17 protein-coding genes are annotated in these 17,586 nt (G+C 39.4%); 14 read left to right on the top strand and 3 right to left on the bottom strand.

Features of this window, described 5'->3' with window-relative positions; all coding sequences use genetic code 11:
• Window positions 1–59: 59 nt before the first annotated feature.
• Together WA249_RS07655 and epmA are read left to right on the top strand one after the other, a co-directional pair.
• On the top strand, window positions 60–1,127 hold the full coding sequence (locus WA249_RS07655; RefSeq protein ID WP_336167576.1) for a 4-phosphoerythronate dehydrogenase: 1,068 nt from the start codon (window positions 60–62) through the stop codon (window positions 1,125–1,127).
• Entirely contained in the window at window positions 1,124–2,098 is a 975-nt protein-coding gene (gene epmA, locus WA249_RS07650) for an EF-P lysine aminoacylase EpmA (RefSeq protein ID WP_336167574.1), read from the top strand. Before WA249_RS07655 ends, epmA begins: the two co-directional genes overlap by 4 nt.
• 58 nt (window positions 2,099–2,156) lie before the next feature.
• Here epmA and WA249_RS07645 read toward each other — a convergent pair whose 3' ends face one another.
• Together WA249_RS07645 and radA are read right to left on the bottom strand one after the other, a co-directional pair.
• Window positions 2,157–3,158 carry a Tim44 domain-containing protein gene (locus WA249_RS07645; RefSeq protein WP_336167572.1) on the bottom strand — a complete coding sequence of 334 codons (1,002 nt, stop codon included), beginning with the start codon at window positions 3,156–3,158 and terminating at the stop codon, window positions 2,157–2,159.
• A gap of 82 nt (window positions 3,159–3,240) precedes the next feature.
• A complete protein-coding gene (gene radA, locus WA249_RS07640; RefSeq protein WP_336167570.1) occupies window positions 3,241–4,629 on the bottom strand; it encodes a DNA repair protein RadA in 1,389 nt (462 codons plus the stop codon).
• Between the two features lie 177 nt (window positions 4,630–4,806).
• On the opposite strand from radA, the gene WA249_RS07635 reads away from it, so the two are divergent.
• The 6 genes from WA249_RS07635 (at window position 4,807) to WA249_RS07610 (ending at window position 11,121) form a co-directional block, all read left to right on the top strand.
• Complete coding sequence (locus WA249_RS07635; RefSeq protein WP_336167568.1) at window positions 4,807–6,225, top strand: amino acid permease; 1,419 nt, start codon at window positions 4,807–4,809, stop codon at window positions 6,223–6,225.
• Window positions 6,226–6,521: 296 nt separating this feature from the next.
• Window positions 6,522–7,928 (top strand): amino acid permease, encoded by a 1,407-nt coding sequence (locus WA249_RS07630; RefSeq protein ID WP_336167566.1) that lies wholly within the window; start codon window positions 6,522–6,524, stop codon window positions 7,926–7,928.
• A 140-nt stretch (window positions 7,929–8,068) separates the two neighbouring features.
• Window positions 8,069–8,290 (top strand): LPS translocon maturation chaperone LptM, encoded by a 222-nt coding sequence (gene lptM / locus WA249_RS07625; RefSeq protein ID WP_002118887.1) that lies wholly within the window; start codon window positions 8,069–8,071, stop codon window positions 8,288–8,290.
• 22 nt (window positions 8,291–8,312) lie between these two features.
• The gene (gene lysA / locus WA249_RS07620; protein WP_336167564.1) at window positions 8,313–9,563 is read left to right on the top strand and encodes a diaminopimelate decarboxylase; all 1,251 of its coding nucleotides are present in this window, start codon (window positions 8,313–8,315) and stop codon (window positions 9,561–9,563) included.
• Between the two features lie 5 nt (window positions 9,564–9,568).
• Window positions 9,569–10,414, top strand: coding sequence for a diaminopimelate epimerase (gene dapF / locus WA249_RS07615; protein ID WP_003650169.1), 846 nt, complete (start codon window positions 9,569–9,571; stop codon window positions 10,412–10,414).
• Window positions 10,415–10,515: 101 nt separating this feature from the next.
• Entirely contained in the window at window positions 10,516–11,121 is a 606-nt protein-coding gene (locus WA249_RS07610; protein ID WP_336167675.1) for an alpha/beta fold hydrolase, read from the top strand.
• Window positions 11,122–11,169: 48 nt separating this feature from the next.
• Here WA249_RS07610 and WA249_RS07605 read toward each other — a convergent pair whose 3' ends face one another.
• Window positions 11,170–11,793, bottom strand: coding sequence for a LysE family translocator (locus WA249_RS07605; RefSeq protein ID WP_336167562.1), 624 nt, complete (start codon window positions 11,791–11,793; stop codon window positions 11,170–11,172).
• A 169-nt stretch (window positions 11,794–11,962) separates the two neighbouring features.
• Between WA249_RS07605 and xerA the strand changes: the two genes are divergently transcribed.
• The 6 genes from xerA to WA249_RS07575 all read left to right on the top strand — a co-directional run bounded on the left by xerA (window position 11,963) and on the right by WA249_RS07575 (window position 17,544).
• Window positions 11,963–12,856 (top strand): site-specific tyrosine recombinase/integron integrase, encoded by an 894-nt coding sequence (gene xerA / locus WA249_RS07600; RefSeq protein WP_336167674.1) that lies wholly within the window; start codon window positions 11,963–11,965, stop codon window positions 12,854–12,856.
• The gene (locus WA249_RS07595) at window positions 12,846–13,427 is read left to right on the top strand and encodes a phosphohydrolase (protein ID WP_336167560.1); all 582 of its coding nucleotides are present in this window, start codon (window positions 12,846–12,848) and stop codon (window positions 13,425–13,427) included. Before xerA ends, WA249_RS07595 begins: the two co-directional genes overlap by 11 nt.
• A 449-nt stretch (window positions 13,428–13,876) precedes the next feature.
• A complete protein-coding gene (locus WA249_RS07590) occupies window positions 13,877–14,626 on the top strand; it encodes an electron transfer flavoprotein subunit beta/FixA family protein (protein ID WP_004643793.1) in 750 nt (249 codons plus the stop codon).
• 17 nt (window positions 14,627–14,643) lie between these two features.
• Window positions 14,644–15,576 (top strand): electron transfer flavoprotein subunit alpha/FixB family protein, encoded by a 933-nt coding sequence (locus WA249_RS07585; protein WP_004790587.1) that lies wholly within the window; start codon window positions 14,644–14,646, stop codon window positions 15,574–15,576.
• A 75-nt stretch (window positions 15,577–15,651) separates the two neighbouring features.
• On the top strand, window positions 15,652–16,494 hold the full coding sequence (locus WA249_RS07580; RefSeq protein ID WP_336167556.1) for an AraC family transcriptional regulator: 843 nt from the start codon (window positions 15,652–15,654) through the stop codon (window positions 16,492–16,494).
• 90 nt (window positions 16,495–16,584) lie between these two features.
• Complete coding sequence (locus tag WA249_RS07575) at window positions 16,585–17,544, top strand: MBL fold metallo-hydrolase (RefSeq protein WP_336167554.1); 960 nt, start codon at window positions 16,585–16,587, stop codon at window positions 17,542–17,544.
• The last annotated feature ends 42 nt before the right edge of the window (window positions 17,545–17,586 follow it).

Genomic DNA, 17,586 nt, shown 5'->3' with positions numbered 1-17,586 from the left:
TTGTGCTTTGCTACAACTCAAAGGATAATAACGTTTTTATAAGCTATGGGTTGCAGACAATGAAAATCGTCGCAGATGAAAACTTGGCATTTACCGATTACTTTTTTTCAGAATTTGGCGATATTCAACACCATGCAGGACGCACCTTAACGCACGCAGATGTAAAAGATGCAGAAGCTTTATTGGTTCGTTCAGTCACCGCAGTGAACGAAAGTTTAATTCAAAATACCGCTTTAAAATATGTGGGTAGTGCCACAATCGGAACCGATCATTTAGATATTCAAGCCCTAGAAAAACATGACATTACATGGGCAAATGCAGCAGGTTGCAATGCTCAGGCCGTTGCTGAATATGTCATTACTACTTTACTTCATTTAGATGCCAACCTTTTAGAACAACAAGAAAAATTTACTCTAGGCATTGTGGGGCTTGGAAACGTTGGTAAACGCTTGGCCTATATGGCAGGCTTACTCGGTTGGAAAGTGATTGGCTTTGACCCATTTGTGCAGTTAAATTCAATTAAAAATGTGAGTTTAGAAACGCTTCTGCAACAAGCCAATGCAATTTCAATTCATGTGCCTCTCACCCAAAATGGTGAACATGCGACATATCATCTTTTCAATGAAGAAGCTTTTGCAGCACTTCAACCGAACACGATTTTAATTAATAGTGCGCGTGGTCCAGTCGTTAAAGAAGCTGCTTTAATCGAAGATATTCAGCGTACCCAGCGTAAAGTTGTGCTTGATGTATTTGAGCATGAACCCGTCATATCTGAAGAGCTTATAGACATGTTGGCTTTGGCAACACCGCACATTGCAGGTTATAGCCTTGAAGGGAAGGCCCGCGGTACGCAAATGATTTATGAAGCGTTTTGTGAAAAGTTTGGATTCGATATAAATAAACGTTTCGAGACCCAGTTGCCTGCGGGTGATGACTATTTCTCAGGAAATGATTTAAAAGCGGTGTTAAAGCAAAAAATAACTCAAATTTATGATATTGCTCAAGACGATGCCAACATACGTGCCTGCATTAAAGAGGGCAAAGTAGAGCAAAAAGCATTTGATTTATTACGTAAGAATTATCCGCTGCGCCGTGAATGGGCAGCACATGGAGGGCCGAAGGCATGAGTTTAAGTTATCAACCTACTTGTTCAATTGATGCCTTAAAAGCACGTGCCAAACTCTATAACCAGATTCGTCAGTTTTTTGGTGAACGTGATGTCATGGAAGTGGAAACACCGATTGTTTCACAAGCAGGTGTCACAGATGTGCATTTAGCGTCTGTGCAGGCTTTACGTCATATTAATGGCAAGTTGCAGACTCAGTATTTACAGACCTCGCCTGAGTTTGCCATGAAGCGTTTGTTAGCAAGTGGTAGTGGAGCGATTTATCAGATTTGTAAGGTTTTTCGAGACGATGAACACGGGCGTAAACACAACAGTGAATTTACCATGCTCGAATGGTACCGCCCGGGTCTAGACTTAAAAGCATTAATGCATGAAACTGCCGATTTATTGCAGACCTGTTTGCAGCATCGTTTTGGGGAAGTTCGTCCGTTTATTTTAAGTTATAAACATGCTTTTCAAGACCGCCTCGACATTAATCCATTACAAGCAACGTTGAAGCAACTCAAAGATACGGCAAATCGTGTGGGGTTAAATCTTGATTTGGGCGATGACCGTTTAGCTTATATCGATTTATTATTTTCGCATTTTGTTGAACCAAGTTTAGGGTTTGATGCACCTGTCTTTTTAACCGACTTTCCACCAGAAATGGCATCTTTGGCTAAAGTAAAAGTAGACGAAGATGGTGAAGAAGTTGCCGCTCGTTTTGAGGTTTATATTGAAGGTTTAGAGCTGGCAAATGCCTATGATGAATTGCTTGATGCAGAGGTGTTACGCTCACGCTTTGAAGCAGATAATGCAGAACGGGCTAAGCAAGGCCTTCATGTCATGCCTTTAGATGAACATCTATTAGCAGCTTTGCCTCATATGCCAGAATGCTCAGGAATTGCTTTAGGCGTAGACCGTCTATTAATGGTTGCAATGGATCAGGTCAAAATTGAAAAAGTCATTACATTTCCAGCGGAAATTGCTTAAAAACTGACAAATAAAAAAGCCACAATATTGTGGCTTTTTTATTGAGGATTTATTTAGCTTAAGCTTGTTGAATGCCTGCAACAACCCAGTCTTGCTGAGAGCCAGCAGGCTTAACAAAGTGCCAGATTTCAGTAAATGGTTGTGGCAAACTGTTTAAATCTTCACTAACGTTACCAGTGAAGCGTACGCTTACCACGTATTGACCATTTTCAGTCGCACTGTCTACAACCATTGCATTAAGATTGCTAAATTCAGCAACGTCTTGATCTTGGTTTTCCATGATGTCGTTATACATAGAACTATAAAGTTCTGGTGTTAAGTAACGGCGAATTTCTTCGATATTACTCGCAGTATTCATCGACTGGATGTGATTAAAACGTTGACGTGCAATACGTAAGAAAGAAGCTGGTTCGCTACCATCTGGAAGTTGACTACCACTGTTCATTGTTGCACTACCAAAAGGCGCTTGAGTTGCTGTACCGCCACCCACAGACTGACCAAAGATATTGGTATCTCCACCAGTATTTGTTGGAGCAGCTGAGCGACTAGTCATGTTTTGTCCATTATTGTTTGGAGCATAAGGATTATTCGCTGCTAATTTTTTTTTTGCACCAAATTTGCGGAACAGAAAAAAGGCAAGAGCAGCTGCAAGTAATACCCAAATCCAACCAGGGATACCACCTTTTTTCTCTTGTTGATGTTGAGCTTGAACCGCTTGTTGCTGATCATCTGACTGGTTTGCACCTGCCTGAGTTGCATGTTGTTCAGTTGATGTTGGTTTATCATCAGCTAAAGCGTGTGCTGCAACAGCACCTACGGCAGCACCAGCTACACCAGCAGCAACCATTGAACCAACACCCGGGCCAGATCTCTGAGGTGCTGTAGCAGGTTGTTGAGCGGGAGCCACTTGACGAGGTTGTTGATAAGACTGGCTTGAAGTGGTAGAGCGTGCCATGCCGTGGCTTTTACCACCACCTGCACGTTTTGCTTCAGCAAGCGGAGAAATTGCCAAAGCAGCCATTAAAATACCGGTTATCAAGCCGCGCTGGTGTACTTCCATAGGAAATTCCTGTTTAACATTAATTTGTAATAGTATTTATGCAGTCATTTACACTAAATTTCAACCATAAAAATATGTTTTTTTATGTCAACTCATCACTCAGTTGCATTGCTTCGGTCAATGCTTCATGTAAGCGTGCAACAGCAATGACTTGTACTCCCGGAATTGCTTTTTGCGGGGCATTGCCTCTTGGTAAAATGACATATTTAAAGCCATGTTTTGCAGCTTCTTTTAAACGTTCTTGACCATTCGGCACAGGACGAATTTCACCAGAAAGACCAACTTCTCCAAAAACTGCAAGTTGTTGGGGCAAGGCTTTAGTCCGTAGACTTGAAGCACATGCTAACAAAACTGCTAAATCGGAACCTGTTTCGGTAATTTTTAAACCACCTACAATATTGACATAGACGTCTTGTCCTGTGGTTTGGACACCGCCATGACGATGCATGACAGCAAGAAGCATGTTTAAACGGTTTTGTTCAAGACCTAATGCGACGCGACGTGGTTGCCCTTGAGCATCATCAACTAAGGCTTGGACTTCGACCAAAAGAGGGCGAGTTCCTTCACGGCTAATCATGACAATTGAACCAGGGATTGCTTCATCATAACGACTCAAGAAAATGGCAGAAGGGTTAGCAACTTCACGTAACCCTTTATCTGTCATAGCAAATACACCCAGTTCATTGACAGCACCAAAGCGGTTTTTAACAGCACGAATCATTCGGTAGCGAGAGTCAGATTGACCTTCAAAATAAAGTACACAATCCACCATGTGCTCTAAAACACGAGGACCAGCAAGTGCACCTTCTTTGGTCACATGACCAACAAGAAATAGCGCCGTGCCACTATTTTTTGCATAACGTGTAAGTAGTGCAGCAGATTCACGAATTTGTGAAACACCGCCTGGTGCAGATTGGAGCGTTTCCGTATAAAGCGTTTGGATCGAGTCTAAAATAGCCACTACGGGCTTTTCTTGCTCTAAGACTTCGCAAATTCGTTCCACACAGGTTTCAGCCATGACTTTTAACTGGTCAGTAGGCAAGTCCAGACGTTGAGCACGAAGCGCCACCTGAGATAACGATTCTTCACCTGTAATATAAAGTGCAGAGCTTTTTGCACTTGCCATGTGGGTTGCTGTTTGTAAAAGAATGGTTGATTTACCAATTCCGGGGTCACCACCAATTAATACCACTGAACCCGTAACTAAGCCTCCACCAAGTACGCGGTCAAATTCGCTGATACCTGTCTGTAAGCGGGTTTCATGCGAAAAAGTGACTTTATTTAGCGTTGTAATATTGGCTGCTTGGCCTGCATAGCCTCCAACTTTTGGACGTGCGCGATGTGCAGTAGTCGGCTCAAGTTTGACTTCAGTCAAAGAATTCCATTCACCACACTCTGAACATTGACCTGCCCATTTAAGGTGGTCAGCACCACATTGTTCGCAACGGTAAACAGTTTTGACTTTGCTCATATTCGACTTCAGTTAAAAACTTCTTAATCAATAGTGGAAACAGAGTATAGCAAAACGACAAGGTGAACGTAGGCAGAACCCTATCATTTTTCAAGGGCCTATTTTTTGTGCATTGTTAAAAAACATTGGAATGCATTTTGCTTTAGTAAAGATAGGGAATTTTTAGGATATTTACCTATGTCTAATCTTCAGCATCATGATCATGTTGGCGACTTACAGCGTAAGCTGACCAATCGCCATTTACAATTGATTGCTATCGGAGGGGCCATTGGAACGGGCCTGTTTATGGGGTCAGGAAAAACTATTTCTTTGGCGGGGCCATCAATTTTATTTATCTATTTAATTATTGGCACCATGATTTTTTTTCTTATGCGTGCTTTGGGAGAGGTTCTACTTTCAAATCTAAATTATAAGTCGTTTGTCGATATGGCTTATGATCTGATCGGTCCTTGGGCTGGCTTTTATGTCGGGTGGACCTACTGGGTAAGCTGGGTTCTGGTTGGAATGGCAGATTTAACTGCGGTGACGAGCTATTTAAGTTTTTGGTTACCCAATGGCGTCAGTTTTAGTCCAATTGAACAAGCCATGATTAGTGCTGGCTGTGTTCTTTTTTTATTAATTCTAAATTTATTAACAGTTCGTCTGTTTGGCGAAGTTGAATTTTGGTTTGCAATTATCAAAATTGTTGCGATTGTTGCTTTAGTTCTTGCCGGTATCTATATGGTCGTGGCTAAGTTCCAATCACCATCGGGTTCTGTGGCTGCTATAACTAACATTTGGAATCATGGTGGCATGTTCCCTCATGGGGTAAATGGTTTCCTTGCTGGCTTCCAGATAGCTATCTTTGCTTTTATTGGGGTGGAGTTAGTGGGAACAACAGCCGCTGAAACCAAAGACCCGCATAAACATCTACCTAAAGCAATTAATGCAATTCCGATTCGTGTCATTTTATTTTATGTGTTGGCATTAATGGTAGTGATGTCTGTAACACCTTGGGATCAAGTAAAAGCAGATCGTAGTCCATTTGTTGAATTATTCTTAATGGCAGGTATTCCAACTGCTGCAATTATTATGAATCTAGTAGTGCTATCATCGGTTATGTCTTCTATGAATAGTGGTATTTTTTCGACTAGCCGAATGATGTATGGCTTATCGCGTGATGGCCAGGCGCCTGAAACTTTAGGTCAGTTGACCAAAAGTGCGGTTCCGGCAAATGGTTTAATTTTTTCCTGTGCCTGTATTATGGGTGGTGCTTTATTACAATATTTTGTGCCAAATACGATTGAAGCATTTACCTTGGCAACGACGTTATGCACTATTTTATTTTTGACGGTATGGATTTTGATTTTGGTGTGTTATATCCGCTACCGTAAGTTATCTCCTGAACTGCATGAAAAATCTAATTTTAAAATGCCGGGTGGGGTAGTGATGAGTTATGTCGTTATTATTTTCTTCTTGTTTACCATTGCGATTTTAAGCCTTGAAGCAGACACAGCCAAGTCGCTTATGGTCAGCCCAATATGGTTCATTGTTCTTGCAATTAGTTACTTTGGTTTTTATAAGTCAAAAATAAAACGTAATTTTATCGAAGAATAAATAACTTAAACACGAAATATAAAAAGGCAATCGATCAGATTGCCTTTTTTAATTGAAAAATCAAAGTGGTTCAAGTCTTAATTGTAGACTGGAAGGTGCGTTGTATTGCTATGGGCTTGTGCGTATTATCGGATTTAATTGTATGTAGCTTGAAATCATCAGCAATACAGACAAAAATTGGTTAGCTGAAAAGTTGTCAAAAAATATACATTTAAAAGATACCTGCAAATGGTGCGATATCGTCTTTTTGATTTTAGCTAACGGACTAAAAAAAATTACTGGAGTGTATTGATAAGATGTCGAATCAAAATCTGAATGAGCCTCATGAACAAGGTGAGCTCCATCGTAGCCTTTCAAATCGGCATTTACAGCTGATCGCGATTGGCGGTGCAATTGGTACGGGATTGTTTATGGGATCAGGCAAAACAATTAGTCTTGCTGGCCCATCAATCTTATTCATTTACCTGATCATTGGTGTGATGGTGTTTTTTGTCATGCGTGCGCTTGGCGAATTACTTCTTTCAAATCTTGCCTATAAATCATTTATTGATTTCACAACAGATTTAATTGGCCCATGGGCAGGTTATTTTGTAGGTTGGACCTATTGGCTGTGTTGGATCACCATTGGTATTGCCGATCTGTCTGCAATTATCTATTACTTACAATTCTTTAATAATGGTCTACCTTTTTCGCCTGTTGAAGGTGCCATGATCAGTGTTGCGGCCATCGTATTCATTATGGGCTTGAACTTGTTAACAGTTCGCCTGTTTGGTGAATTGGAGTTTTGGTTTGCGCTCATTAAAATCCTAGCAATCATTATTTTAATTGCTGTGGGTCTATGGATGATTTTTACTGGCTTTACTTCTAGTACAGGTGAAGTCGCATCCTTTACTCATTTGTGGGCAAATGGTGGTTTCTTCCCGACAGGTGTGCACGGTTTCTTGGCTGGCTTCCAGATTGCGATTTTTGCTTTCGTTGGTGTTGAGCTTGTCGGAACAACGGCTGCGGAAACTAAAGATCCAGAACGTAATTTGCCTAAAGCAATTAACTCAATTCCAATTCGTATCATTATTTTCTATGTGCTCGCATTAGTTATTGTAATGTCAGTAACACCATGGAATCGAATTGATCCAGCGATTAGCCCATTTGTAAACTTGTTTAGTCAAGCAGGTGTTGCAGCAGCAGCAATCTTGATGAACTTGGTTGTGTTGTCATCTGTCATGTCATCAATGAACAGTGGCGTGTTTTCAACAAGTCGTATGTTGTTTGGTCTGTCTCGTGAAGATCAGGGACCAAAAGCTTTTGGTAAACTGAACAGACGTGCAGTACCAGCAAATGCATTGTATTTCTCTGCTGCGTGTTTATTGTTAGGTGCTGCTTTACAGTATTTTGTGCCAAATACCGTTGAAGCGTTTACGCTTGCAACAACACTTTCAACGATTCTATTCATTTGTGTGTGGTTACTGATTATCTGGAGTTATATCCGTTATTACACTACACGCCCTGAGCTGCATGCAAAATCAACATTTAAATTGCCGGGTGGGTTATTTACATGTTGGATCACGATCATTTTCTTTATTGGTATGATTTACGTGTTGTCTTTAGAGCCAGATACGTTCAAAGCACTTAAAGTCAGCCCAATCTGGTTTGTTATCTTGATCATTGGCTATTTCTTCTTCTATAAACCACGTCATAAAAAGTAATTAAATTTATTTGATTATGATCAAACGCTGGCTGAAAAGCTGGCGTTTTTTATGCATATTGTTTTTCTCTTTAAGTTTACTCTTTAGCCGCCTGCATGATCACGGTATACTGCACCGAATTGTTTAAATCAGGTGCTCAGATGCGTCGTGTCATTTGCCTCATCAGTTTATTGAGCAGCAGTATTTTGCTAAGCGCTTGTGGTCAGTCAGGAGCATTACAGCTACCTTCTGATCCGAATTATGACAAACGTGCGAAATACTTGCTCTATCGTAATAAAGAACAGAAACAAGTTGTGCAACAGGATGAACAAGCTGAACAGCCAGTTGAATCATCAGCCCCAACCCAAACAACATCACCTTAAGCTTTGAAATAAGGACATATTCATGAGTTTCACTCGCATTAATGGAGTATTGCACGCAGAGCAATGTTCTATGGAGCAGCTTGCGCAGCAATTTGGCACACCTTTGTATGTTTATTCAAAAGCAGCTTTTGAAAAACATTACTTAGATATGGATCGTGCTTTTGATTTTATTGATCATCAAATCTGTTTTGCGGTGAAATCTAACTCAAATTTAGCTGTTCTTAATGTATTGGCAAAACTGGGTGCTGGTTTTGATATCGTATCAGGTGGTGAGCTTGCACGTGTTTTAAAAGCGGGTGGAGATGCATCTAAAGTCGTTTTTTCGGGTTTAGGTAAAACCGAAGTCGATATCGAAACATCGTTAAATGTAGGCATTGCTTGCTTTAACGTAGAGTCTTATGCAGAACTAGATCGACTTCAAAAAGTTGCAGCTCGTCTAAGCAAAAAAGCTCCGATTTCTTTACGTGTAAATCCAGATGTAGATGCAAAAACGCATCCTTATATTTCGACAGGCCTTAAAGAAAATAAATTTGGTATTCCAAGTGATACCGTTTATGAAACCTATCAATATGCTGCATCTTTACCAAACCTTGAGATTATTGGAATTGACTGCCACATTGGTTCGCAATTAACCGAGACTAAACCATTCGTTGATGCTTTAGATCGTGTCATGTTGATGATCGAAGAATTAAAAAAACTTGGTATCAATCTTAAACATATTGATATCGGTGGTGGTTTAGGTGTTTGTTATAAAGATGAAACACCGCCAAGTGTTGAAGAATATGCAAACTCAATGAAACCTGCTTTAGAAAAGTTAGGTCTTAAAGTTTATATGGAACCGGGTCGTAGCATTAGTGCAAATGCAGGTGTGCTTTTAACCAAAGTTGATTTGCTCAAGCCAACGGCCCACCGCAACTTTGCCATTATTGATGCTGCAATGAATGATTTGATCCGCCCTGCATTATATGAAGCTTGGATGGATATCCAACCTGTGGTACCAAGTTCAGATACTGAAGAAAAAACTTGGGATCTTGTTGGTGCAATCTGTGAGACAGGTGATTTCATTGGTAAAGATCGCTCATTGGCTTTAAAAGAAAATGACTTGTTAGCTGTTCTCGGTGCTGGTGCTTATGGTTTTGTAATGAGTTCAAATTACAACACACGTGGACGTGCTGCTGAAGTGATGGTGTCTGGTGATAAAGCCCATTTGATTCGTGAGCGTGAAACAGTTGAATCCCTTTGGGAAAAAGAAAGTTTATTGCCTGAGGAGTAAATGAAATGTTGTTAGAATTTACTAAAATGCATGGCCTGGGCAATGACTTTATGGTGGTTGATCTGATCAGCCAACGTGCCTATTTGGATACAGAAACAATCCAACGCTTAGCCGATCGCCATTTTGGTATTGGCTTTGATCAGCTTTTGATTGTTGAACCACCAGATTTACCAGAAGCAGATTTTAAATATCGTATTTTTAATGCTGATGGCTCTGAAGTTGAACAATGTGGTAATGGTGTGCGCTGTTTTGCTCGTTTTGTACATGAGCGTCATTTAACCAGTAAAACGAATATTACTGTTCAAACCAAAGCCGGTATTGTAAAGCCTGAACTTGGGCAAAATGGTTGGGTACGCGTGAATATGGGTTACCCGAAATTTTTACCAAATGAAATTCCATTTGTTGCTGAACAACCAGAAGCTTTATATACACTTGAGTTAGCCAACGACCAAAACATTAGTATTGATGTGGTCAATATGGGGAATCCTCACGCTGTAACTATTGTTCCAGATGTACTCACAGCAGATGTTGCTGGTATTGGTCCACAAGTTGAGTCACATAAACGTTTTCCTGAGCGTGTTAATGCTGGTTTTATGCAAGTAATTGATGAAAACCATGTGCGCCTTCGTGTATTTGAACGTGGTGTAGGTGAAACACTTGCATGTGGTACAGGTGCTTGTGCTGCTGCGGTAAGTGGTATGCGTCGTGGTTTACTTGCCAACTCAGTTGAAGTTGAATTGGCTGGTGGTAAGCTACAAATCGAATGGCAAGAAGGCGATGTGGTCTGGATGACGGGTCCAACAACTCATGTTTATGATGGACGTTTGGATTTACGTTATTTCCAAGGCTAATCGCGTGACCTAAATAGAAGTCTCTTTTATTAGCTAAAATGATAAAAGAGGCCTTCTTTTATATGTACAATAATTTTTTAATTTTATTACTTTATAAAAATATGAATAATTTAATTTTCTTACCCGGCGCATCAGGCAGTACGACATTTTGGCATCCCTTAATTGAAAAATTACCTCAGCATTACCAGACAAAAATTATTGGTTATCCCGGTTTTGGAGATACACCTGAATCCTTTGAGGTCAAAAGCTTTGAAGACCTAACAAATTATGTGGTCAATCAAATTAATAAAGAATCTGTAATTATTGCTCAATCTATGGGTGGGATTTTTGCTGTTGCCGCAGCGTTGCAAAAACCTCAACTGGTGAAAGGGCTGATCTTGATTGCAACTTCTGGTGGAATAGATCTGAGCCCATTTAATGTGCAAGATTGGCGTGAAGCATACCGCCAAACATTTTTAAAATATCCAGATTGGTTTATTACTACCAATGCTAACTACGAAGAGTTTTTATCAGATATAAACATTGAAACTTTATTAATCTGGGGTGATAACGATCCAGTGAGCCCCGTTCAGGTGGGTCGATATTTAAATCAAAAGTTTGAAAATTCGACGTTATATGTTGTGAAAGGTGGGGACCATCAATTAGCAGAAAAACATGCCGATGAAGTTTCAGTTCAAATAGAAACCTACTTAGAAAAACTAATGTAAGTTTTTAAGTCTTATTTAGCGTGCTATCTATCAGCACGCTTTTTAGATTTACCTTTTACTCAAAGCCAATTTCAAAGCAAACAACACAAAAATACTGCCTGTAATTCGGTCCATATATTTCACAAATTTAGGTTGCTTTAGATAACGTGAAACTGGCTGCATGGCTAAAATTAATAAAATTGACCATAAGGTTCCAATCACCACATGAATCGTCACAAGCCCCATAATCCAAGTGACAGCCGACGCTTGTGGTGGAATAAATTGTGGAAGAAATGAAATATAAAAAATACCGACTTTTGGATTAAGTAAGTTACCTAAAAAACCTTTAATAAACCAATTTTGTGAAGAAGAGACATTTGAGTTACTTTCTTGCATGTCTGAAAGTTGGCTACGCGGTTTTAAAATCATATTCAAACCCAGCCATGCAAGATAAGCAGCTCCCATCCATTTCAGAATATTAAAAGCTAAATCAGAAGCCATGAGCAAAGCCCCTAGACCACAAGCAACCACAATTCCCCATGCAATACAGCCAAGGCTAATACCTACTGCTGCTTGAAATGCTTTCGATTTACCTTCAAGAGTAGCGGTACGAATAATTAAAGTCGTATCCAGACCTGGTGTAAGCGTAAGTAAAGTAATCGCAATTAAGTAGGGAATGAGTATGGTAGTCATGACAACAGGGTTCCGACGAATACTTAAAATGGAGTGTAATATATAAGGTAGTGAGTTGTTAGGCTGTACGATCTTAAATTTCCTGAACACCTACTTTTTGATACACTGAAAAAATAAAATGAGCGAATAAATGGAGAGCAATTTGGATTTTGCATTACAGCTGCTCTCAATGTGGTTAAAAGAAAGAAAAATTCAGAACCAGTCTGAGCACACGATTACAGCTTATGAACGAGATGTTAAAAGCTTTCTTGAGTTCTGTGAACACAAACAACTAGATTTAAGAAATATTGAAGCTTCAGATTTACGTGAATATTTGGCCCAGCGTGTTGAGCAAGACCAGTTAAGCTCAAGCAGTATGCAACGTCATCTCACCTCCATTCGCCAGTTTATGAAATGGGCTGAACAAGGGAAATATTTAGAAATTAATCCTATAGATGATTTTAAGCTCAAACGTCAGCCTAGACCTTTGCCGGGTATGATCGACATAGAAACGGTTAATCAGATTTTAGATCAGCCTATGCCTGAAAAACCAATTGATCAGCAATTATGGTTACGTGATAAAGCCATGCTCGAGTTACTTTACTCAAGTGGTTTGCGTCTGGCTGAACTGCAAGGCTTAACGATTAAAGATATCGATTTTAACCGTCAACTGTTACGTATTACGGGTAAAGGAAATAAAACCCGTATTGTACCGTTTGGAAAAAAGGCGAAAGAAAGCCTATTGAATTGGCTGAAAATTTACAAAATCTGGAAAGGCCATTTTGATCAAAATGCTTTTGTTTTTATTTCTCAAAGAGGCGGTGTGTTAACTCCACGGCAAATCGAAAAGCGTGTAAAGCTTCAAGCACAAAGAGCAGGTGTGAATGTAGATTTGCATCCTCATTTATTACGGCATTGTTTTGCTAGCCATATGTTATCAAGCAGTGGTGATTTACGATCAGTACAAGAAATGTTAGGCCACAGTAATTTGTCTACCACACAAATTTATACACATGTTGATTTTGATCATTTGGCGCAAGTCTATGATCGAGCTCATCCGAGAGCACAAAAGAATGAACACTAAACAAGGTTTGATTTTATCACTTGATCAAGATGCATTTAGGCAATGTAGTATCTTGATTGAGAAAATTTTACAGGAATATCAAACTACTATTGAGGCTGATTATCAAGGATACTTAAATCATTGTAAGCGGGTGGCAGGATGCTGTTTAATATTGAGCCAAGATAGTAATGAAGAAACTATACATAAAATAGCGATTGCGGTTGCCTTTCACGATATTGGGATATGGACAAATAAAACGATTGATTATTTAGAGCCATCTGTCAAAGTGATGTTAAGTTATTTGACTTTGAATCGATTATTAGATTGGCAAAGAGAAATAACATTGATGATTACAGAACATCATAAATTAATAACGACAAAGTGTTCAGAATATCCATTGATTGAATATTTTAGACAAGCTGACTATGCAGATTTTTCTTTAGGCTTATTACGTTCAAATATTCCCAAAAGTGAGTTCAAAAAGTTAACGCGCCAATATCCAAATGCTGGATTCCATAAAACGCTAGTTTATTTAGGATTAAAGCGTTTTTTACAAAAGCCTTGGAGTCCTTTACCTATGTTTAAATGGTAACTTAATATTTTGTTTTTAATAGAAATATATGCTGATAAATTAAGTAATTAGCAGTAAGAAGCTTTTTATTTTGTTCAACATTTATTTATGGATGTTCTTACCTAATTGCCAATTTTTTAGAGTACCTTAAGTGCTCTCATGCGGGGAGGGAATGATGTTTTTGTTGTTTTTCTCCTCTCTAAAATTAAAGGATTTTAAGCCACTATATTTTTTAAAATATTAAGAAATTCAAGGTTTAAAATTTGTTTGGCTTATTTGCTAAATTCATTGAGCGAATAAGCAATTTGAATTAGTGAACTGGGCATTTCATCTTTTTTATAGCAGTAGCGAAAATTGTGACTTGACCGAAATGCCAAACACATTGCAAGATAGGGTACCTAAAAAATTTTAATTGAAGAGTTAATATACTTTTCTCAACATTTACTTTTGCTAGAACAGCCGAGGATTACATGAAGGCTCTTGTTGCTGTAAAACGCGTGGTTGATGCCAACGTCAAAGTTCGTGTTAAGCCGGACAATAGTGGGGTTGACCTAACTAACGTTAAAATGTCAATTAACCCATTTTGTGAAATCGCAGTGGAAGAAGCGGTTCGCTTAAAAGAAAAAGGAACAGTATCAGAAATCGTTGTTGTTTCTGTGGGTCCTAAAGAAGCTCAAGAACAAATCCGTTCTGCAATGGCTTTGGGTGCAGACCGCGGTATTTTAGTTGAAACTACTGATGAAATTGGCGCTTTAGAAGTTGCTAAAATTTTAAAAGGTATTGTTGACGCTGAAAAACCAGAACTTATCCTTCTTGGTAAACAAGCAATTGATGATGACTCTAACCAAGTAGGTCAAATGCTTGGCGCATTACTAGGTGCGGGCCAAGGTACATTTGCTTCTGAAGTGAAAGTTGATGGCGGCAAAGTACAAGTAACTCGTGAAGTTGACGGTGGTTTACAAACTGTTGAACTGGCACTTCCAGCAATCATTACAACTGACTTGCGTTTGAATGAGCCACGTTATGCAGCATTGCCTAACATCATGAAAGCTCGTAAGAAGCCACTTGATACTAAATCTCCTGCTGATTATGGCGTTACAGCTGGTACTAAGCTTAAAACTGTTAAAGTTGAAGCTCCAGCAGAACGTAAAGCTGGCGTACAAGTGAAATCTGTAGATGAGCTTGTTGAAAAATTGAAAAATGAAGCGAAAGTGATCTAATACGGAAGGATAAAATCATGAGTATTTTAGTTATCGCTGATCACAACAACCAAGTACTTAACGGTGCTACTTTAAACGTTGTTGCTGCAGCACAAAAAATCGGTGGTGATATTACTGTATTAGTTGCTGGTTCTGGTGCTCAGGCAGTTGCTGATGCTGCTGCTAAAGTTGCTGGTGTAAGCAAGGTTTTACTTGCTGACAATGCTGCTTATGCAAACCAGTTAGCTGAAAACGTAGCTGCTTTAGTTGCTGATTTAGCTAAAGGTTACAAATACGTATTAGCTGCTTCTACAACAACTGGTAAGAACATTCTTCCACGTGTTGCTGCGCTTCTTGATGTAAGCATGATCACAGACATTATTTCTGTTGAATCTGCGAATACATTCAAGCGTCCGATTTATGCAGGTAACGCGATTGCGACTGTTCAATCTGACGAAGCAATCATTGTGGGTACAGTTCGTGGTACAGCATTTGATCCAGTAGCTGCTGAAGGTGGTTCTGCTGCGGTTGAAGCAGTAAGTGAAGCGAAAGATGCAGGTATTTCTCATTTTGTATCTGAAGAAATCGTTAAGCTTGACCGTCCAGAATTAACGGCGGCTCGCATCGTCGTTTCTGGTGGTCGTGGTGTAGGTTCTGGTGAGAACTACCATAAAGTACTTGATCCATTAGCTGACAAGCTTGGTGCAGCACAAGGTGCTTCACGTGCGGCAGTTGATGCGGGCTTTGTACCTAACGACTTCCAAGTGGGTCAAACTGGTAAAATCGTTGCGCCTGACCTTTACGTTGCTGTAGGTATTTCTGGTGCGATCCAGCATTTAGCTGGTATGAAAGATTCTAAAGTTATTGTTGCAATCAACAAAGACGAAGAAGCGCCAATCAACAGTGTTGCTGACTACTGGTTAGTTGGTGATTTGAACACTGTAGTACCAGAATTGGTAAGCAAGTTGTAATTTACAGCTTGTCACTTATTCAAAAACGCCCTTGTGCTATAAATAGCCAAGGGCGTTTTTATTTAGAACATCATTATGAATATCAATTTTTCTGCTTCCATAGAGGCTCATCAATTGCATCAATCACTTGTGAGATTGGCAAGAGCGGGTATGGCACGAGATTATTTGTGTATTCGGTCGAAAAGTCAGCATGGCCTGTCAAATATTAAAGTGAACCAGTTGCACATGGGATTTATTTTATATGGGCAACAACAATTAAATCTTCAAACAAAACAAATCAATTTTAATGCCGGCGATCTCTATATTATAAAACCCGATACGATTATTGATGCAGTTAATCAGCCAGATCCCGTGACGGGTGAATACTTAACTATTCTTGTGCCCATGTGTGAAGAAGTGATTCAGGCTGCACAGATGATTTGGGCTAAGCCGGTTGTAGACAAAACTGAGGCCATATTAAAATTTTCCATGGATGATTTTGCTAGTCCTCTTGCTGAATGGCAGTCAGCTTTGTTTGATAATGATCTTGTGAAAGCACGTTTAAGTATTGCTTCTATACTTGTGCAGTTATGCCAACAGCATTGTTCAGATGTGTTAATTGTACCGCCACCTAAACTGACAAAAATCATTCATGATTGGGTAATAGAGAATCCGCAGCATCATTGGCAATCTAATGAGTTTGAAATGAGACTAGGTTTGAGCAGTGCTACACTGCGCCGTAAACTTAAGCATGAAGAAACATCCTTAAGAGAAACGATTACTCATGCACGTCTTACTTATGCACTTGAGTTGTTGTATTCAAAAAAATTACCTATGAAAACCATTGCAGCGAAATCGGGATACCAGTCTGTTGCTATTTTTCGTGAACGATTTATGCAGCGTTATAGTGTAGATCCTGCTGTGCTAGCTGTTGAGTGATTCAATTTGAGCGATTCGTGTAGCTTATTGAGCGATTTAAAGAAATAAAAGCCGATAGAGTTGAAGTAGTAAAATATTAAGGACTCTATTGTGAAATCATTAAAATCAATTACAGCACTATTGCTATTCACTGCTAGTGCGTTCACATATGCTGAAAAGAATACAAGTGCACATCAGGTTGATGGCTACTTTTTACAACCTGTGGGAAACCTTAAAGTAACGGCATTGTTTGATGGCGAGTTGGGATTACCTCGTAGTGATTTATTGGGTATTTCAGCTGAAAAAGCCAATCGACTATTTGCAGAAAACTTTGTTCCTGTAGATGAGCATAATCAGATTGTCACAGATTTCTCTGCCTATCTTGTTCAAACACCCACACAAAATATTTTAATTGATGCTGGTACTGCAAAATGTTTTGGTCCAACCTTGGGCCATGTGCGTGAAAATTTAAAGAAAGCAGGCGTACAGCCTGAACAAATAGATACCATCTTGATTACACATGCCCATCCTGATCATTTATGCGGTATTACACTCGATGGCAAAATGGCTTATCCGAATGCGAAAGTTTATCTGGCTAAAGAAGATGTAGATTTTTGGACATCGCCAGCGAATGAAGCAAAAGCTACCGATTTTTTTAAGCCCATATTTAAAATGACGCGTGATGCATTGAAGCCATATCAAAAGGCTGGGCAACTCGTCGCTTTTACCAAAACCTCTTTTAACGTACCAAATGTTCAACTCATTATTACTCATGGTCATACTGAAGGTCATTCTTCATATTTAGTAGATGGACAAAACGGTCAAAAGTTTTTAGGTCTTGGTGATGTTGTACATTATGGTGCAGTACAGTTTCCTTATCCTGAAGCAAGCTATAAGCCCGATACTGACTCGAACCGTGCTATAGCTGTTCGTAAAAGTGTTTTTGAGCAAGCCTATAAAAACCAATGGTGGGTGGGGGCTGCACATGTTGCTTTTCCTGGCATTGGACACATTGGTAAGGATTCAAAAGGATATCAGTGGGTTCCTGCTCAATATCGGCCTATAAAATGACATTTCAAACCTACTATTTAGTGAAGTTAAAAGAATAATAGA

It is taken from the genome of Acinetobacter sp. 161(2023) (assembly GCF_037027805.1).
Lineage (GTDB): Bacteria > Pseudomonadota > Gammaproteobacteria > Pseudomonadales > Moraxellaceae > Acinetobacter.
The sequence above is the reverse complement of the archived record's forward strand: the minus strand, read 5'-3'. Positions and strand labels throughout refer to the sequence as shown.

Coding starts and splice junctions, on each gene's coding strand:
- WA249_RS07655 (WP_336167576.1), top strand. CDS start 60: ATGAAAATCGTCGCAGATGAAAACTTGGCATTTACCGATTACTTTTTT.
- epmA (WP_336167574.1), top strand. CDS start 1,124: ATGAGTTTAAGTTATCAACCTACTTGTTCAATTGATGCCTTAAAAGCA.
- WA249_RS07645 (WP_336167572.1), bottom strand. CDS start 3,158: ATGGAAGTACACCAGCGCGGCTTGATAACCGGTATTTTAATGGCTGCT.
- radA (WP_336167570.1), bottom strand. CDS start 4,629: ATGAGCAAAGTCAAAACTGTTTACCGTTGCGAACAATGTGGTGCTGAC.
- WA249_RS07635 (WP_336167568.1), top strand. CDS start 4,807: ATGTCTAATCTTCAGCATCATGATCATGTTGGCGACTTACAGCGTAAG.
- WA249_RS07630 (WP_336167566.1), top strand. CDS start 6,522: ATGTCGAATCAAAATCTGAATGAGCCTCATGAACAAGGTGAGCTCCAT.
- lptM (WP_002118887.1), top strand. CDS start 8,069: ATGCGTCGTGTCATTTGCCTCATCAGTTTATTGAGCAGCAGTATTTTG.
- lysA (WP_336167564.1), top strand. CDS start 8,313: ATGAGTTTCACTCGCATTAATGGAGTATTGCACGCAGAGCAATGTTCT.
- dapF (WP_003650169.1), top strand. CDS start 9,569: ATGTTGTTAGAATTTACTAAAATGCATGGCCTGGGCAATGACTTTATG.
- WA249_RS07610 (WP_336167675.1), top strand. CDS start 10,516: ATGAATAATTTAATTTTCTTACCCGGCGCATCAGGCAGTACGACATTT.
- WA249_RS07605 (WP_336167562.1), bottom strand. CDS start 11,793: ATGACTACCATACTCATTCCCTACTTAATTGCGATTACTTTACTTACG.
- xerA (WP_336167674.1), top strand. CDS start 11,963: ATGTGGTTAAAAGAAAGAAAAATTCAGAACCAGTCTGAGCACACGATT.
- WA249_RS07595 (WP_336167560.1), top strand. CDS start 12,846: ATGAACACTAAACAAGGTTTGATTTTATCACTTGATCAAGATGCATTT.
- WA249_RS07590 (WP_004643793.1), top strand. CDS start 13,877: ATGAAGGCTCTTGTTGCTGTAAAACGCGTGGTTGATGCCAACGTCAAA.
- WA249_RS07585 (WP_004790587.1), top strand. CDS start 14,644: ATGAGTATTTTAGTTATCGCTGATCACAACAACCAAGTACTTAACGGT.
- WA249_RS07580 (WP_336167556.1), top strand. CDS start 15,652: ATGAATATCAATTTTTCTGCTTCCATAGAGGCTCATCAATTGCATCAA.